The 15,846-nt window shown below is 69.2% G+C and carries 14 protein-coding genes and 1 other RNA gene; 8 read left to right on the top strand and 7 right to left on the bottom strand.

What is annotated here, in order from left to right; all coding sequences use genetic code 11:
• The first annotated feature begins 14 nt into the window (after positions 1 to 14).
• Positions 15 to 806 (top strand): Nif3-like dinuclear metal center hexameric protein, encoded by a 792-nt coding sequence (locus HMPREF0043_RS04905; RefSeq protein WP_021601800.1) that lies wholly within the window; start codon positions 15 to 17, stop codon positions 804 to 806.
• A gap of 107 nt (positions 807 to 913) precedes the next feature.
• On the opposite strand, the gene HMPREF0043_RS04900 is transcribed toward HMPREF0043_RS04905, so the two are convergent.
• Both HMPREF0043_RS04900 and HMPREF0043_RS04895 read right to left on the bottom strand, forming a co-directional pair.
• Positions 914 to 2,020, bottom strand: coding sequence for an ABC transporter permease (locus tag HMPREF0043_RS04900; protein ID WP_021601799.1), 1,107 nt, complete (start codon positions 2,018 to 2,020; stop codon positions 914 to 916).
• 2 nt (positions 2,021 to 2,022) lie between these two features.
• The gene (locus HMPREF0043_RS04895) at positions 2,023 to 2,787 is read right to left on the bottom strand and encodes an ABC transporter ATP-binding protein (protein WP_021601798.1); all 765 of its coding nucleotides are present in this window, start codon (positions 2,785 to 2,787) and stop codon (positions 2,023 to 2,025) included.
• Positions 2,788 to 3,187: 400 nt separating this feature from the next.
• Between HMPREF0043_RS04895 and HMPREF0043_RS04890 the strand changes: the two genes are divergently transcribed.
• Complete coding sequence (locus HMPREF0043_RS04890; RefSeq protein ID WP_021601797.1) at positions 3,188 to 3,922, top strand: zinc ribbon domain-containing protein; 735 nt, start codon at positions 3,188 to 3,190, stop codon at positions 3,920 to 3,922.
• 68 nt (positions 3,923 to 3,990) lie between these two features.
• An RNA gene (gene rnpB / locus HMPREF0043_RS10190) (RNase P RNA component class A) lies at positions 3,991 to 4,352 on the top strand.
• A 133-nt stretch (positions 4,353 to 4,485) separates the two neighbouring features.
• On the opposite strand, the gene map is transcribed toward rnpB, so the two are convergent.
• Both map and panB read right to left on the bottom strand, forming a co-directional pair.
• Positions 4,486 to 5,385, bottom strand: a complete 900-nt coding sequence (gene map / locus HMPREF0043_RS04885) for a type I methionyl aminopeptidase (protein WP_021601796.1) — start codon at positions 5,383 to 5,385, stop codon at positions 4,486 to 4,488.
• 21 nt (positions 5,386 to 5,406) lie between these two features.
• Positions 5,407 to 6,219, bottom strand: a complete 813-nt coding sequence (gene panB, locus HMPREF0043_RS04880; protein WP_021601795.1) for a 3-methyl-2-oxobutanoate hydroxymethyltransferase — start codon at positions 6,217 to 6,219, stop codon at positions 5,407 to 5,409.
• Positions 6,220 to 6,403: 184 nt separating this feature from the next.
• On the opposite strand from panB, the gene HMPREF0043_RS04875 reads away from it, so the two are divergent.
• The 4 genes from HMPREF0043_RS04875 (at position 6,404) to HMPREF0043_RS04855 (ending at position 12,765) form a co-directional block, all read left to right on the top strand.
• Positions 6,404 to 7,564, top strand: a complete 1,161-nt coding sequence (locus HMPREF0043_RS04875; RefSeq protein ID WP_021601794.1) for a DUF2207 family protein — start codon at positions 6,404 to 6,406, stop codon at positions 7,562 to 7,564.
• Between the two features lie 190 nt (positions 7,565 to 7,754).
• Positions 7,755 to 9,092, top strand: a complete 1,338-nt coding sequence (locus HMPREF0043_RS04865; protein WP_021601793.1) for a glutamine synthetase family protein — start codon at positions 7,755 to 7,757, stop codon at positions 9,090 to 9,092.
• Between the two features lie 10 nt (positions 9,093 to 9,102).
• On the top strand, positions 9,103 to 12,120 hold the full coding sequence (locus HMPREF0043_RS04860) for a bifunctional [glutamine synthetase] adenylyltransferase/[glutamine synthetase]-adenylyl-L-tyrosine phosphorylase (RefSeq protein ID WP_021601792.1): 3,018 nt from the start codon (positions 9,103 to 9,105) through the stop codon (positions 12,118 to 12,120).
• Positions 12,121 to 12,129: 9 nt separating this feature from the next.
• Entirely contained in the window at positions 12,130 to 12,765 is a 636-nt protein-coding gene (locus HMPREF0043_RS04855; protein WP_021601791.1) for a histidine phosphatase family protein, read from the top strand.
• Here HMPREF0043_RS04855 and HMPREF0043_RS04850 read toward each other — a convergent pair.
• The 3 genes from HMPREF0043_RS04850 to HMPREF0043_RS04840 all read right to left on the bottom strand — a co-directional run bounded on the left by HMPREF0043_RS04850 (position 12,744) and on the right by HMPREF0043_RS04840 (position 15,575).
• On the bottom strand, positions 12,744 to 13,520 hold the full coding sequence (locus HMPREF0043_RS04850) for an amino acid ABC transporter ATP-binding protein (RefSeq protein WP_040317892.1): 777 nt from the start codon (positions 13,518 to 13,520) through the stop codon (positions 12,744 to 12,746). The genes HMPREF0043_RS04855 and HMPREF0043_RS04850 overlap by 22 nt on opposite strands.
• 100 nt (positions 13,521 to 13,620) lie before the next feature.
• Positions 13,621 to 14,688: an amino acid ABC transporter permease gene (locus tag HMPREF0043_RS04845; RefSeq protein WP_084432196.1), complete on the bottom strand. Its 1,068-nt coding sequence runs from the start codon at positions 14,686 to 14,688 to the stop codon at positions 13,621 to 13,623.
• 2 nt (positions 14,689 to 14,690) lie between these two features.
• Positions 14,691 to 15,575: an ABC transporter substrate-binding protein gene (locus tag HMPREF0043_RS04840; protein WP_021601788.1), complete on the bottom strand. Its 885-nt coding sequence runs from the start codon at positions 15,573 to 15,575 to the stop codon at positions 14,691 to 14,693.
• A gap of 55 nt (positions 15,576 to 15,630) precedes the next feature.
• Here HMPREF0043_RS04840 and HMPREF0043_RS11700 point away from each other — a divergent pair.
• The coding region (locus HMPREF0043_RS11700) for a hypothetical protein (protein ID WP_232206035.1) at positions 15,631 to 15,846 on the top strand (216 nt) is incomplete at its 3' end.

The raw sequence follows: 15,846 nt of genomic DNA, 5'->3' as shown, positions 1-15,846 counted from the left end.
GGTAGGCTGGTCGCATGACGATCACCGTGGGCGACGTCGCGGCGGCGATGGACCGGATCTTCCCTCCCGCGACGGCGCAGGCCTGGGACCGTGTCGGCCTGGCGGTCGGCGACGTGCACGCGCCCGTGCGCAGGATCGGCTTCGCCGTCGACCCCTGCGAGGCGAGCGTCGAAGAGGCCATCGAACGCGGCGCCGACATGCTCATCACCCACCATCCGCTGTACCTGCGGGGCACCCACGCGGTCACGAGCCGGACGGCGAAGGGCAGGTGGACGGCCGCCCTCATACGCTCGGACACGGCGCTGTTCTCCGCCCACACCAACGCGGACGTGGCCGCCAGCACCCTCGCCCTGGCCGCACTCCTGGGCGTCGAACTCGAACGGCCCCTGGACGAGGCGAGCGGACTGGGGGGAGTGGGCCGGCTCTCCCGGCCCACGAGCCTGCGGGCCTTCGCCGACCTCGTCGCCCGGAGCCTCCCGCCCGTGCCCGCGGGCGTCCTCGTCGGAGGCGACCTCGCACGCCAGGTACGGCGGGTGGCCATCTGCTCCGGCTCGGGCGACTCCTTCCTCGCCGAGGCGAACGCCGCGGGGGCGGACGTCTATCTGACCGCCGATCTGCGCCACCATCCGGCCACCGATCACTTGTGGGACGGCGGCTGCGCCCTCGTGTGCGCCACCCACTGGGCCAGCGAATGGCCGGTGCTGGCGCTCATGGACGAACGCCTGCGCAGCGAGCTCGGCGATCGGGCGCCCGAGGCCTACGTCTCGCGGATACCGACCGACCCCTGGACGCTGGCGGTGCGCTAGCCCGCCCCGCTACGGGGCTCGGGCGCCGCCGATACGCGCGGGAGCCGGCCCCGCGGGGCCGGCTCCCATTCTCACCGCACGCGGCGAATCCGCCGCTCGTCGGCTCGCTACTCCCAGCGGAACAGCTTGATGGCCGCGCCGTACACGACGACGACCCAGAGCCCCACCAGGCCGAACTGCAACGCGATGTCGCCGAAGCCCGCGTGCTCGGTCATGACGAGCCGGAAGCCCTCCACCATCGGGGTGACCGGCACGAACTTGGTGACTCCCTGCAGCCAGTCCGGGAAGAGGTAGACCGGGAAGAAGACACCCGACAGGAACATGAGGGGCATGGCGACGACGTTGGTCAGCACAGAGGACTGATTCTCGTTCTTCGCCCAACCGCCTATCGTCAGGCCCAGGCCGATCATCGCCACCGCGGACAGCAGGAGGAAGGGAAAGAAGACGAGCCAGTCGCCGCGCATCTTGAAGTGGAAGACGAAGGTCCCCACGAGGAACATCGTGGCCACGCTGAGGAGCGCGACGACGAGGTAGTGGATGCCCGAGGCGATGATCAGCTGGGCGGGCGAGAACGGCGCGGCCCGCAGTCTCCGATAGGAGCCGCGCTTCTTCTCGGCGGGCATGGTGTTGGCCAGGCCGAAGATCCCCATCGACATCAGGCTGAAGGTCAGGAGCCCGGTGAACGTGTAGTCGAAGCTCGACAGCGCCTCGTCCCCGACGGCGTTCGAGGAGACTTTGATCGGCGCGTCCGGCTGCCCCAGCGCCTTGTTGACGCCGTTCGTCGTCTGGTTCATGACGGCGGTCAGGGTGCTGCCCGCCTGATCCGACCCCTTCGAGTACAAGACCTTGATCGTCCCCCTGGGCTTGCCGTCGGGGCCCTGCTCGCCGAAGTCCTTCGGCAGCTCGATGATCCCGTCGATCTGGGAGCGCTTCATCTTCTCCTTGGCGTCGTCCAGGCCCTTGACGTCCTTGACCTTCAGGACGCTGTCCTTGCCCTTGGTGGCGTTGTCGACGAACTGCTGGGCGAACTGGCTGTGGGAGTGGTTGATGATCCCGACCTTGAAGTTCACCGTCTGGTTCTTGAAGATCGAGCCGAAGACGAAGAGGAAGATCAGCGGGAAGAGGAAGGTGAAGAACAGCGACACCTTGTCGCGCAGGAAACGCCTCTGGAAGGCCTGCACCTGGCCGAGGATTCCGGTCCAATATCTTTTCATCGTCAGTCCCTGATGGCCTTCCCTGTAAGGTCGATGAAGACATCCTCGAGGTTTGCCTGCTCGACGTGTTGTTCTTTCTTGAAGCCCCGCGCCAGCAGCTGCTCGATGAGGTGGTGGGGGCTGTCGATGGTGATGATCTTCCCGCCGTCCATGATCGCCAGGCGATCGCACAGCAGCTCGGCCTCGTCCATGTAATGGGTCGTCAGCACGATCGTGATGCCGTCGTCCCGGATCTGCTGGATGAGCTCCCACAGGTTGCGGCGCGCCTGCGGATCCAGGCCCGTGGTAGGCTCGTCCAGGAAGAGGACCCGCGGGTTGTTCACAAGCGTCGAGGCGATGGCGAAGCGCTGCTTCTGACCGCCCGAGAGTTTCTCGACGAAGGTCTTGGACTTCTCGGTCAGCTGGACTTTGGCGAGCAGGGCGCCGACGTCCGCCTTGGTCCCGTACAGGCTGGCGAACATCTTCAGCTGTTCGCGCAGCGTCAGCATGTTGTAGAAATCCGTGGACTGCAGCTGGATGCCGATGATCTGCTTGATCTTCTTGGGGTTGCGGCCCACGTCGATCCCGTCGATGGACGCGGTGCCGGCGTCGATAGTGCGCAGAGCCTCGAGCATCTCGAGCGTGGTCGTCTTCCCCGCTCCGTTCGGCCCTAGAATGCCGAATATCTCGCCTCGGTTCACGGTGAACGAAATACCGTCGACGACGTTGACGCCTTCGTAAGTTTTGACCAAATCTTCGACGGCGACTATGGGTTTGGCCTCTGCCATGGGAGAACTCCTGGTCTCTCGTTTGTTCGGTGCGCGGCTGGTCAGCTGTGGAGTCGAGGCATGTCGTGGCAATCCTCGTAAAACGCGCACTGGAGCATCATACTCTGGGTCCGAAATGAGCGACGACCTCGCGGGCAGTCCTATCCATGACCGCCGGCGAGTCGACCGGCCGATCCGCCTCCGGCCGCGCTCTGCGGCTTTCGGGCGGGGCGTAAGACCGCTTGCCGAGGCCGGAGTGCGCGAAGGGCCGGCAGGAGCGGTTTGCGCGCGGCCTCGGTGTGGCGGCGGCCCTCTGCCTGTAGGGTGGGCGCATGGGGCTGACGGTCGACGCGCCGGCAGGGACCGCGCATCATCCGGCCGCAGCCATCTTGCATCCCGACTCCTCGGACAAGGCACTGACATGGCAACGGCACCGGCACACGACCAGATCACCCTCCTCGACGTCGCCGAGCTCGATCGGCAGATCGCCCGTCTCGGCCGCGAGGACGCCAAGCATCCGCTGCGCGCCGAACTCGGCGCGCTCATCAACGCGGCGGCTGCGCGGGCGCGCGACAGGGACGCCGCGGCCGAAGCCGTCGCCGCCGCCGAGGGCCGGCTCGCCTCGGCCGAGGAGACGAGCGCCTCGCTGCGCGGGCAGATCGAGAGGAAGGAGGCGCAGCTCAACTCCGGGGAGGGCCTGACCAGCCGCGACCTCATGGCGCTCCAGGAGGAGATCGCCGGCCTGCGCTCCCTGCTCGAACAGGCGGCGGACGCCGAGTTCGCCGCGCTCGAGGCGGAGGAGGAGGCCGAGGCCGAAGTCGCGCGCATCGACCGCGAGATCGCCGCGCTCAAGGAACGGGTGCTCCAGGGGCGCGCCCGTCTCGAAGACGACGTGGCGCGGATCATCGCCCAGCGCAGGGAGATCCAGGCCGAGCGCGACGCCCTGTTCGCCCCGCTCGCCGACGACCTCAAGGAGGCGTACGAACGCGCGCGATCCCACGGCGGGTACGCCGTCATGGGAATGCGGCCGGACGGGAGCACCGGCGCGGGCGTCAGGTTCTCGCCCCTCGAAGTCGCACGCATCCGGGCTCTGCCCGACGACGCCCTCTATGTCTCCGAGGACTACGACTGCATCGTCGTCCGGCTCGAAGGCTGAGGCGCCGCAGGCTGTCGGGCCCCGTTTTCCTCCGACCCGCGCCGGCTGGTTACCATGGACTCAGCGGATGAGTCGGCCAGGCGGCCGCGTGGGCGTCGCCCACGAGGAACGTCCGGGCTCCACAGGGAACGGTGGTGGGTAACGCCCACCCGGGGTGACCCGCGGGAAAGCGCCACAGAGAACAGACCGCCGCGCGAGCGGCAAGGGTGAAACGGCGGTGTAAGAGACCACCGCGTTCCGGGCGACCGGGACGGCAGGGCAAGCCCCACCGGGAGCAAGGCCAGACAGCGCGCGGTGAGGCGTCCCGTCTAGCGCGCGGGTGGGCCGCTCGAGCCTCTCGGCAACGCGAGGCCTAGATGGATGGTCGCCGCCGCCTTCGAGCCGCGTGCCGGAGGCGGAACAGAACCCGGCGTACCGGCCGGCTCATCCGCCTGGAGCGACGCGTCGCCTGACGTTGACCGGTCGGCGGTTGCGCATCCATCCGCCGGGCGCGGCGCCGCGGATCCTCGTCCACGTGCGCCAGGCCCGCGTCGTGCCCGCCTGCGCTCGGCGCGGCGACTCCGCTACGGGCGCAGGCCCAAGGCGGGATTCGAGGGCAGGGTGAGGATCTCCGCCCCGTCCTCGGTCACGACGAGTGTGTGCTCCCACTGGGCGGTGCGTCCGCGGTCCTTCGTCACGACGGTCCAACCGTCCTCCCACTGCTCCCACGCGATGCCTCCCAGGGTGAGCATGGGCTCGATCGTGAAGACCATCCCGGCCTGGATGACGGTGCTGTAGGAGGGCGCGGCGTCGTAGTGGGGGACGATCAGCCCCGAGTGGAAGGCCTCGCCGACGCCGTGGCCGGTGAAATCCTCGACGACCCCGTAGCGGAAGCGCTTGGCATAGGATTCGATCACCCGTCCGATGACGTTGATCTCGCGTCCGGGCTTGACCGCCTTGATCCCCCGCAGGGTCGCCGTCCCGGTCCGCTTGACGAGCAGCCGCGACTCCTCGTCGACCTCGCCGACGGTGAAGGTGGCGTTCGTGTCGCCGTGGACGCCGTCCTTGTAGGCGGTGACGTCGATGTTGACGATGTCGCCCTCGGCGAGGACCGTCGAGTCCGGGATGCCGTGGCAGATGACTTCGTTGACCGACGTGCAGCACGACTTGGGGAATCCCATGTACCCCAGCGTCGACGGATAGGCGCCGTGGTCGCACATGTACTCGTGGGCGATGCGGTCGAGCTCGTCCGTCGTGACGCCGGGGCGGACCGCCTTGCCCGCTTCGTACAGGGCGTCGGCGGCGATGCGCCCCGCCCGGCGGATGCGTTCGACCGTCTCGGCGTCCTTGACGTCGTCGGCGGTCACGCGCTCCGGGCCGTCGTGAAACATGTACTCGGGGCGTTGGATCGAGGCGGGGACCGGCCTCCGCGCCGAGACGGTTCCGGGGGTCAGGGTGCCGAGGGGCGCGCGTTGGGCAAGCATGGGTCCAAGCATAGTGGCGCGTCAGAAGCTGTGCTCGGGACCGGGGAACTCGCGCGCTCGCACCGCCGTGCAGAAGTCCGCGGCGGCGGCCCTGAGGGCGTCTCCGACGTGGCCGAAGGACCGGGAGAACCTCGGCGTCCACCCCGTCATGCCGGCCATGTCCGTCCACACGAGGACCTGTCCGTCGGTGCCCGCCCCCGCCCCGACCCCGATCGTGGGGATCCGGACGATCTTCGTCACCTTGGAGGCGAGGTCGGCCGGGACCATCTCGAGCACGACCGCGAAGGCGCCGGCGTCCTGAACGGCGACGGCGTCGTCGATGACGGCGGCGCGGCCCTCGTCCGTGCGGCCCTGGACTCGGGGGCCGCCCAACGCGTTCTCCGACTGCGGGGTGAATCCGACGTGGCCGACGACCGGGATGCCCGCCTTGACGATCGCCTCGATCGCCGGAGCCTGGCGCGTGCCGCCTTCCAGCTTGACGGCGTTGGCGCCCGCCTTCATCAGGCGGACGGCCGAGCGCACCGCCTGGGCGGGGGACTCCTCGTAGCTGCCGAAGGGCAGGTCGGCCACGACGAAGGCGCGCGCGGCCCCTCGGGCGACGGCCCCCGTGGCCACGAGGATCTCCTCGAGGCGGACGGGGGTCGTCGAGGAATAGCCCAGCAGCGTGTTCCCGTATGAGTCGCCCACGAGCAGCGAGTCGACGCCCGATTCGTCGAAGAGCCTGGCGGTCACGGCGTCGTAGCACGTGAGCATCGTGATCGGTTCGCGCCGGGCCTTCTTGTCCGCGAAGTGGTGGATGCGGAACCGCTTGGGCGCGGGGGTCGTCTTGGACATGTCGCTCCTTACGTCTTTCGCACCATCCTATGCCGGGACGGCGGTTCGCGCCCTCCTCGCCGCGGGCGCCGGAAACCGACCCGGGGCCCGGGGACGGTCCGCGGGCGCCTCGCCCCGGCGCCCTGGCGGGATGTGTGACTGGAAAGGCGCGTGCCGCGTAATATGTGGCGAGAAAGGAGGGGACGTGGACTCGATCGCCAGTGCACTCGGTTTGGGCGGGCTCGGCTTTGCGGTGGCCGTTCTCGTGCTCGTCGGCACGCTTGCTGTGCTGATCGCCGCGTTCCGGCCCAACCGCCAGTACCTGGGGGTGGAACGGGGGAGGCGTCCCGAGCCGGGAGCGGCGCTCAAGACGACGCGGGCCGCTGGCGGAGAGCCTCCTGTGCGCTTCGAGAAGCCCGACATGAGCCCGGCCGAGGCCGGATACGTCTACCGGGACTGCGACGGGGTGGAGATGGTCCTGTCGACGATCGTCGACCTCGCGGCGCGGCGCTTCCTCGACATCATCGAGTACCAGGAGTTGGCGATCCCGCGCCCGACCGTCATCATCGTCACCAGGCGGACGGCCGACGAGACGTGCACCCGCCAGGAGAAGGCATTGCTGGACCTGCTGGCCGTGCCGGGCGCCGCCGAGGCCCCCGACTTCATCCGCGCGCGGCCCTTCAACCCCGTGCATTTCCGAGCCCAGCTCCGGATGGCCGGGGTCTCCAGGCTCGGCTCGCCGAGCGCCCGGGTCGCGGGCGTGCGCAGATCGGTCGCCGAGCTCTTCGGGCGCGACGTCGCCAAGGCGGCGGTCGACGAGCGGAAGTGGTACGACCGGTGGCGCGACCTCCTCGGCAGCGTCGGGGCCCTCATGCTCCTCGGCGGGGGCCTCGTGTGGCTGGTCTCCCTCCTCCTGTGGCTCCTCGGTGCGCTCAGCGGATACTGGTGTCTGCTGTTCGGGCTCGTCTCCGCCGTCGGAGCGGTGACCTTCGTCGGGACCGAGGGGCGGACCGCCGAGGGCACCGTCGCCAGGGACCAGGCCTGCGGCTTCCGGCGCTTCCTCGTCGAGGCGCCGCAGCCCCCGGGCGACGCGGAGGAGCTGGCCCGGTTCGCCGGGTGGGCGATAGCCCTGGGCTGCGTGGACGAATGGGCGAAGAGCCTGGAGCGGCTCGGCTCGGACGTCAGCGTCGACGAGGCAGTCCCGTGGCTCGTCTCGACCAGGGGGCGGATCAACACCTGGCGGGACGTGGCCGACGTCATCGAATTCATGCAGGCACGGATCCACGCCGAAGGAGTCTCCAAGGACTCGAAGACCCCGCTGCCGCGGATGTCGGACGGATGGGAGGGGGTAGAATCGTTCTGGTGACGCGCCCGCCGGAACCGCGGGCGCGGATCCGCGGGTCGCAGCGCTGCGACGGACCGCGGGCCGCGACGGCGATCCCCGTGCCGCCGGGCGTCCGGACCGTGCGCGCCGGCCCGGACGAGCCGATTCGCCGAGCCGGGAGGTGCCCGGGTGGCCGCGATGGCACAATGGGAGCGTCGTGAAGGAGTGCCGCATGGACCGTCAGCAGGAATACGTTCTGCGAACGATCGAGGAAAAGGGCGTGCGCTTCGTGCGCCTGTGGTTCACCGACGTGGTCGGGCAGCTCAAGTCGGTCGCCATCGCACCTGCCGAACTCGAGCAGGCGTTCGACGACGGCATCGGATTCGACGGATCGTCCATCCAGGGCCTGACCCGCGTGTACGAGGACGACATGCTCATGGTCCCCGACGCCGCCACGTTCGCCCTCCTTCCCCAACGGGTCGAGGAGTTCCCCTCGGCGAGGATGATATGCGACATCCAGACCCGCGACCGGGAGTCCGTGCGCTCGGATCCTCGCTCGATCCTCAAGCGGTCCCTCGACAAGGCGGCCGACATGGGCTTCACCTGCTACATCCACCCCGAGGTCGAGTTCTACCTCTTCCATCCCGAGAGCGACCCGAACAAGGAGCCCGTGCCGATCGACACCGGCTCCTACTTCGACCACGTGTCGCGGTCCGTCGCCCAGGACTTCCGCCAGGCCGCCGTGCTCGCCCTGGAGGACATGGGGATATCCGTCGAGTTCTCCCATCACGAGACGGGCCCCGGGCAGAATGAGATAGACCTGCGGTACACGGACGCCCTGACGATGGCCGACAACGTCATGACGATGCGCACCATCGTGGGGAACATCGCCATCCAGCGCAGGGTCCACGCCTCCTTCATGCCCAAGCCGCTGATCGCCCACCCGGGCTCGGGCATGCACACGCACATCTCCCTGTTCGAGGGGGAGCGCAGCGCCTTCCACGACCCGACCGGCCAGTACGGGCTGTCCCGCACGGGACGCCGTTTCCTGGCCGGTCTGCTCCGCCACGCCGCCGAGATCACCGCCGTCACCTGCCAGTTCGCCAATTCCTACAAGCGCGTGTGGGGAGGGGGCGAGGCGCCGGCCTACGTGTGCTGGGGGCCGAACAACCAGTCCGCGCTCGTCCGAGTGCCCGTCTACAGTGCGGAGAAGCCGCAGAGCGCCCGGCTGGAGTACCGCGGCCTGGACTGCGCGGCCAACCCCTACCTGGCGTTCGCCGTCATCCTGCGCGCGGGGCTGGCGGGCGTCGAAGGGGACTACGAGCTGCCCGAGGCCGCCGACTCGGACGTCGCGGCGATGTCCGACCTGGAGCGGGAGATCTCCGGGATAGCCAATCTCCCCATGTCCCTCGGCGAGGCCATCGCCCTCATGCGTTCCTCGGAACTGGTCGCCGAAACCCTGGGGGAGGACTGCTTCGACTACTTCATCAGGGACAAACGCCACGAATGGCAGCAGTATCGCCAACAGGTCACCCCGGCCGAGCGAATGCGCTTCCTGCCGACTTACTGAGGGACGAGCGATGCGGGAACAGTCGCCGACGAGCCGCCTGCGCAAGGCCGGCTTCTCCGATCCCCTGCGCGCGTCCCGGCTGCTCGCCGAGCCCGCCTCCGCCCAGCTCGGCGGGCTCGACCCGGAGGACTTCGCCCCCGTCGCCGACCCCGACCAGTGCCTGCTGGCGCTCATCAGGCTCGCCGAAGCCTGCGCCGATTCGACCGGTCTGGAATCCTGCCTGAGGGGCCCCGGGCGGCGCGGCCTGCTCGCCGTGCTCGGGATGTCCAGCGTCCTTGGGGACTTCGTCGTCTCCCACCCCGGGGCCCTGGACGTGTTCGAACGGCGCGAACGCCTCGAGGACGTCACGCTGGCGGGCGAACGCCGCTCGGCTCTGACGGCGGTGGGGGCCGACCCCGACGACGACGTCCCCGTGGCCGCCAGCGGAGGGCACGACGCCATCAACGCCATGCGCGCCCACTACTTCGAGCGGATCCTCTCGATCGCCGCCGCGGATCTGACCGGTCCCGACTCCCTGGCGGCGATGCCGTGCGTGTCCGCCGCGATCTCCCACGCCGTCGGCGGGGCCCTGGAGGCGGCGCTGGCGGTCGCGCGAGTCGGCGTCCCCGGGGCCGAGAACGTCGGTTTGACGATCGTGGCCATGGGCAAGACGGGCGCGTGCGAGCTCAACTACGTCTCCGACGTCGACGTCGTCTACGTCGCCCGGTCGCTGTCCGACGAAGGCCCTGACGACGAGGCCATGCTGGCCGTCGCGACGAAGCTGGCCTCCGCGGTCGGCCGCGCCGTCTCCGCCCCCGCCTACGAGCCGGCCCTGTGGATGCTCGACGCAGGCCTGCGCCCCGAGGGCAAGGACGGCCCGCTCGTGCGCACGCTCGACTCGCATGTGACGTACTACAAACGGTGGGCGAAGGGGTGGGAGTTCCAGGCGCTCCTGAAGGCCAGGCCCATCGCCGGCGACCTCGAACTGGGGCGGGCCTACCTCGACGCCCTTTGGCCCATGGTGTGGGACGCCGCCGGGCACGAGAACTTCGTCGAGGACTCCCGCGCGATGCGCAAACGCGTCGAAGACCACGTCCCCTCCAAAGAGGAGAGACGCCAGCTCAAGCTCGGCAAGGGCGGCCTGCGGGACGTCGAATTCACCGTCCAGCTCCTCCAGCTCGTCCACGGGCGCACCGACGTCTCCCTGCGCGTGCGCCCGACCCTCCAGGCCCTCGCCTGCCTGCGCGACGCGGGGTACGTCGCCCGCGGAGACGCCGACCTCCTCGACCGCGACTACCGGATCCTGCGGGTGCTCGAGCACCGCATCCAGCTGCGGCGCCTCCGCCGCAGCCATCTCGTGCCCACAGGCGAGGACGACATGCGGCGCCTGGCCAGGGCCATGGGCGTGCCGGGCTGCGCGAGCGGAGAGGACCTGGAGAGGCTGTGGCAGGACACTCGGCGCCAGGTCCGCGCCCTCCACCGCGAGATCTACTACCGCCCGCTCCTGCCCGAGGCCGCCCGGCTGTCGGCCGACGACATCGCTTTGAAGGAGTCGTCGGCCAAGGCCCGCCTGGAGGCCATCGGCTACCGGAACGCTTCCGGCGCCCTTGAGCACATCAAGACGCTGACCGCCGGCGTGTCGCGGACCGCGGCCATCCAGCGCCAACTGCTTCCCGTCATGCTCGGATGGTTCGCCCAGGGGCCGGAACCGGACGCGGGCCTGCTCGCCTTCCGGCTCCTGTCGGAAAAGATGGGCGGCACCCACTGGTACATGAAGACCCTGCGCGACGGCGGAGCCGCCGCCGAGAGGCTCTGCCTGCTCCTGTCCTCCTCGCGCTACATCGCCGAGCAGCTCACCAGGCTCCCCGAGTCGATCTCGTGGCTGGCCGACACGCGCGAGCTCATGCCCCGCGCCCGGGACGACCTTGAAGGCGAGCTGGATTCGATGATCTCCCGCCGCAGCGATCCTTCCGGCGTGGCCGGCGCCGGGCGCTACCTGCGACGCCGGGAGCTTCTGCGCACGGCGATGGGCCAATCCCTGCGCGTCGTCGACCCGGTCGCCTCCCGGGCCGCCGTCTCCCAGGCCGCGGACATCGCCCTGGAAGCCGCCCTGCGCGGCGCGGTGCCCGCGGCCTGCGCGCGCCTCGGCGCAGACGGGTCCCTCAGCCGGTACCTCGTCGTCGCCATGGGGCGCATGGGCGGCCGGGAGATGGGCTACGCCTCCGACGCCGACGTCGTCTTCCTCCACGAGCCCCACGACGGAGTCGAACCGGACGCCGCCGCGCGGATGGCGAACGAGGTGGCCGCCCAGGTCATCAGACTCCTGGGTGAGACCGGCGCCGAGCCGCCCCTCCCGGCGGACGCCGACCTGCGCCCCGAGGGCCGCGCCGGGCCGCTGTGCCGCAGCCTGGACTCCTATGCGGAGTACATCGACCGATGGGCCCACACCTGGGAGCGCCAGGCCCTCCTGCGCGCCCGCCCCTGCGCCGGCGACGCCGAGCTCGGCGCCCGGTTCACGGCCCTCGTCGACGGCTTCCGCTATCCGCGCGGCGGCTTGGACGCCGACGCCGTCCGCGAGGTGCGAAGGATGAAGGCGCGCGTGGAAACCGAACGGATCCCGCGCGGCATCGACCCCCAGCGTCACCTCAAACTCGGCCGGGGAGGACTGGCGGACGTCGAATGGACGGTCCAACTCCTCCAACTCCAGCACGCCGGGGACCATCCGCGGCTGCGCACCACCTCGACCCTCGACGCCCTGACGGCCGCCGCCGACGTCGGCCTCGTCACGGCAGACCAAGCCGACCGGCTGTCGTGCGCATGGGATCTGGCATCCCGTCTGCGCGACCTCAACGTGCTCGGCACGGGCAGGACGTCCGCCTCGAAGATCGACGTACTGGCCCACGATCTCAGGGATCTGGCGGTCCTGTCCTTCCTCATGGGACGGGACGATTCGGACAGGCACGACATCGAGGAGGAGTACCTGCGGGCGGCCCGGCGCTCGCGGGGGGCGGTCGAGAGGATCTTCTACGGCAAGGACACCAGGCGATAGGACACCATCATGCGCATCTACCTCATACGGCACGGGCAGACCGAGATGAACGCGATCCACAGAATCGACTCGTACCGTCCCGGAGCCTCGCTGACGGAGCTCGGCAGGCGCCAAGCCGCCGAACTCGTCGAACGGTTCGACGGGATCGACATCGAGGGCATCCACGTCTCCACACTCGTGCGGACTCGTGAGACCGCGAGCCCGCTGGCCAGGGCCCGTGGCCTCGAGCCGGTCGAACACGCGGGTCTGCGCGAGATCGAGGCCGGTTCGTTGGAGGGAGGGACGGACGAGGCCTCCTACCGCGAATACTTCTCGACCGTCGAGCGCTGGCTTCGCGGCTCGCTCGACGAACCCATGGGCGGCGGCGTGTCGGGGGCCGAAGTCCTCGCGAGGTACGACAGCGCCATCAAGGACATCGAGCGGACCGGGGCCCGCAGCGTCGCGATAGTCAGCCACGGGGGAGTCATCGGGCTGTGGGCCGGTGCCAGGGCGGCGGGTCTGACGATCGAGCTCGTCACCAGCCGTTACCTGACGAACACCCAGATGTGCGTGCTGGAGGGGGACCTCGCCACGGGCTACCGCGCGCTGTCGTGGTTCGGGGAGTCCGTCGGGCAGGGTCGGGCCTACGCCCCGTCTCCCTCGTGACTGAGGACCTTGTCGAGGAATTCGCGGGTGCGCGGATGCGCGGGGTTCGACAGGACCTCCTCGGGCCGGCCGGATTCGACGATCGAGCCTTCGTCCATGAATACGACGGTGTCCGACACTTCGCGGGCGAAGCCCATCTCGTGGGTGACGACGACCATCGTCATCCCGTCCGCCGCCAGGGATTGCATGACCGACAGCACCTCGCCGACCAACTCCGGATCGAGCGCCGACGTGGGCTCGTCGAAGAGCATGAGCCTGGGCTCCATGGCCAGTGCGCGGGCGATCGCCACCCTCTGCGCCTGACCCCCCGAGAGCTGTGAGGGATAGTGCTCGGCGCGGTCGGCCAGGCCGACCCGGTCGAGGAGCTCCAGGCCCTGCTCGCGGGCCAGCTCCGGGGGCAGGCGAGTCACCCGGACGGGGGCCTCGATGACGTTTTCGAGGGCCGTCATGTGCGGGAAGAGGTTGAAGCGCTGGAACACCATGCCGATAGAGGCGCGCTGGCGTGCCAGATCCTTCGGCCGCAGGTCGTGGAGCCTGCCCTGCCCGTCGAGACGATAGCCCATGAGGGCTCCGTCGACGACGACCTGGCCCGCCTGGATCCTCTCCAGCACGTTGATGCAGCGCAGCAGGGTCGACTTGCCCGAGCCCGACGGCCCGAGGATCGTGCACACCTCTCCGTACTCGACGTTCAGACTCACCCCCGCGAGCACATGGATGTCGCCGAAGAACTTGTGGACGTCGCGCACTTCGACCATGTAGGGGGAGTGCGCGGGGGAGGCGGCGGATTCGGCGTTGGGGGCGTCGGGGGCCGCGCCCTCCGGCGCCGCGTCGTCTGATGATTCGAACATGATGCTCCTAGGAAGCGGCCCATTCGGCCGATGTGCTGGTCGGCGTCGTGCCCGCGGCGTTGATCGCCGCCTGCCGCGAAGCCTGCCGGCGGGCCTTCTTGCGGCGCGACAGGCCGGGGCCCTTCGACCGGGACGACGATCCCTTGCCGTAGTAGGCCTCCAGACGGGACTGGCCGAGCATGAGGATGGATGTGATGACCAGATACCATATGGCGGCCACCATGAGGTAGGGCAGTTGCAGCAGGGAGTTCGTGCCCAGATCGTTGGAGACTTTCGTCAGCTCGAGCGTGAAGGGAACCGCGGTGACCAGCGACGTCGTCTTGAGCATCGAGATCGTCTCGTTCCCCGTCGGGGGGACGATGACGCGCATCGCCTGGGGGATGATGATCCGGCTGAGGATCAGCCGGGGGGACATGCCCAGGGCCTGCGCCGCCTCCTCCTGGCCCTTGTCGACCGAGTCGAGCCCGGATCGGACGATCTCCGCCAGGTAGGCGCCTTCGTTCAATCCGAGGCCCACGATGGCCGCGACCGCCGCCGTGAAGAGGTCGTACGTGCGGAAGCTGAAGAACTCGTGACCGAAGGGGACGCCGAGGGAGAGCCTGGGGTACAGCACGCCGACGAGCCCCCAGAATATGAGCTGGGTGTAGATCGGCGTTCCGCGGAAGAACCATATGTAGGCCAGGGCCACCCACCGCATGACGGGATTGTCGCTGCGGCGCATGATGGCCATGGTCACCGCCAGGGTGATGCCGATCGCCATCGCCGCCACGGTGAGGATGAGCGTCCAGCCGATGGCGCGGAAGATGATCGGGGAGAAGAGGGTGTTCCCGACGATGTCCCAGTGGAAGTTCTTGTTGGTGATCAGGCCGTGGACGCCCATGGCGGCCAGAACCGCGATGACGCCGGCGGCGATCCACCGGCCGACGTGCGGCACCGGTATCGCCTGGATGAGATCGACCTGGGTCTCGTTCTGCTCGCCGAGCCGCTTTGCGAGGCGGTCGGGCGACGTCCCCTCTTTCGCGGACGGGGCGTCCGCCGGGGGAGTGGATTCTTGGGGGGTGTGGATATCGGACATAATCATTTCACCGGGTTGATGAGCGCCTGGGAGGCGACGTTGTCTTTTATGCCCCATTTGGCGAAAATGCCTTTGAGGATGCCTTTGTCCATGAGGTACTGGAGAGCCGCCTGGGTGGCCTTGGACATCTGAGCGTCGCCCTTGCCGACCACGACGCCCTGCGGCGCGGAGTCCGTGACGTCGCCGATCGTCTCCAGAGTCCCCCTGGCCTGGGTCAGGGCGTACTGGATAACGGAGGTGTCGGCCGCCATCGCGTCGACCTTCCCTCCGATGAGGACCTGGGTCACCGCGTTCTGCTTGTCGTAGCGCTGGATGTCCGGGGGGTTGTCGCACGCCTTGGCCATCTTGGCGATGGCGTCGTCCTGGAGGGTGCCCGACTGGACGCCGATCGTCTTGCCGCAGATGTTCTTCGGATTGAAGTGCGTCGGGTTCCCCTTGCCGACGGCCCAGGCGGTGCCGACGGTGTAGTACTGGATCATGGTGAAGTTCTTCTGCCGGTCGCTCGTGATCGTGATGGCCGAGACTCCCATCTCGTAGCGTTGGGGAATCCCGGGCATGATCGAGGCGAACTCGGCCTGCTGGATGTCGGGCTTCAGCCCCATGACGGCGGCCAGGGCCTTCATGAGGTCCACGTCGTAGCCGATGGGGCTCGTCCCGTCGGAGGCGTAGAAGCCGGCGGGAGGCCAGTACAGGTTGGTCCCGAACGTCAGCTTGCCGTCCGACTTGACCCTTTCGGGCACGAGATCGGCGATCTCGCGCACCGTGGAGATCTTGGACGTGTCGTATCCGCTGTCGGCGTCGGGGCCTGCGGAGACGGTGTCGGATCCGCAGGCGGCCAGCGCCATCGCGCCTGCGGCGAGCGCCGCGAGCGTCTTCGTGATGCGCATGTCGACTCCTAGTCTTCCTGTCGGTTTCGCGGGTACGACTCGAGCATAACCCAGAATGAATAAATATTCATTCATGCGCATAGTTTATCGGCGTGACTTTTCTCATGGACCGGGCGAAGGGGCGAAGGGGCTCGGCCGTTCCCGCACGGCCCGCGCCTGTAGACAGGAGGCGGGAACGGGGCGTCGGGCCGGGGGAGTCGGCGCAGGCGCGGCGGGCCTGCGGGCCCGGGGTGCGGGGATCGCGGGGAGGCTGCCGGAGACGAGTGCGGGG

This window comes from Actinobaculum sp. oral taxon 183 str. F0552 (assembly GCF_000466165.1).
GTDB lineage: Bacteria > Actinomycetota > Actinomycetes > Actinomycetales > Actinomycetaceae > Peptidiphaga.
The sequence above is the reverse complement of the archived record's forward strand: the minus strand, read 5'-3'. Positions and strand labels throughout refer to the sequence as shown.

What these genes read in the sequence shown, in the direction of transcription:
- HMPREF0043_RS04860 (WP_021601792.1), top strand. Translation starts at nt 9,103, where the DNA reads ATGCGGGAACAGTCGCCGACGAGCCGCCTGCGCAAGGCCGGCTTCTCC.
- map (WP_021601796.1), bottom strand. Translation starts at nt 5,385, where the DNA reads ATGCTTGCCCAACGCGCGCCCCTCGGCACCCTGACCCCCGGAACCGTC.
- HMPREF0043_RS04840 (WP_021601788.1), bottom strand. Translation starts at nt 15,575, where the DNA reads ATGCGCATCACGAAGACGCTCGCGGCGCTCGCCGCAGGCGCGATGGCG.
- HMPREF0043_RS04855 (WP_021601791.1), top strand. Translation starts at nt 12,130, where the DNA reads ATGCGCATCTACCTCATACGGCACGGGCAGACCGAGATGAACGCGATC.
- HMPREF0043_RS04850 (WP_040317892.1), bottom strand. Translation starts at nt 13,520, where the DNA reads ATGGTCGAAGTGCGCGACGTCCACAAGTTCTTCGGCGACATCCATGTG.
- HMPREF0043_RS04865 (WP_021601793.1), top strand. Translation starts at nt 7,755, where the DNA reads ATGGACCGTCAGCAGGAATACGTTCTGCGAACGATCGAGGAAAAGGGC.
- panB (WP_021601795.1), bottom strand. Translation starts at nt 6,219, where the DNA reads ATGTCCAAGACGACCCCCGCGCCCAAGCGGTTCCGCATCCACCACTTC.
- HMPREF0043_RS04845 (WP_084432196.1), bottom strand. Translation starts at nt 14,688, where the DNA reads ATGTCCGATATCCACACCCCCCAAGAATCCACTCCCCCGGCGGACGCC.
- HMPREF0043_RS04905 (WP_021601800.1), top strand. Translation starts at nt 15, where the DNA reads ATGACGATCACCGTGGGCGACGTCGCGGCGGCGATGGACCGGATCTTC.
- HMPREF0043_RS04895 (WP_021601798.1), bottom strand. Translation starts at nt 2,787, where the DNA reads ATGGCAGAGGCCAAACCCATAGTCGCCGTCGAAGATTTGGTCAAAACT.
- HMPREF0043_RS04890 (WP_021601797.1), top strand. Translation starts at nt 3,188, where the DNA reads ATGGCAACGGCACCGGCACACGACCAGATCACCCTCCTCGACGTCGCC.
- HMPREF0043_RS04900 (WP_021601799.1), bottom strand. Translation starts at nt 2,020, where the DNA reads ATGAAAAGATATTGGACCGGAATCCTCGGCCAGGTGCAGGCCTTCCAG.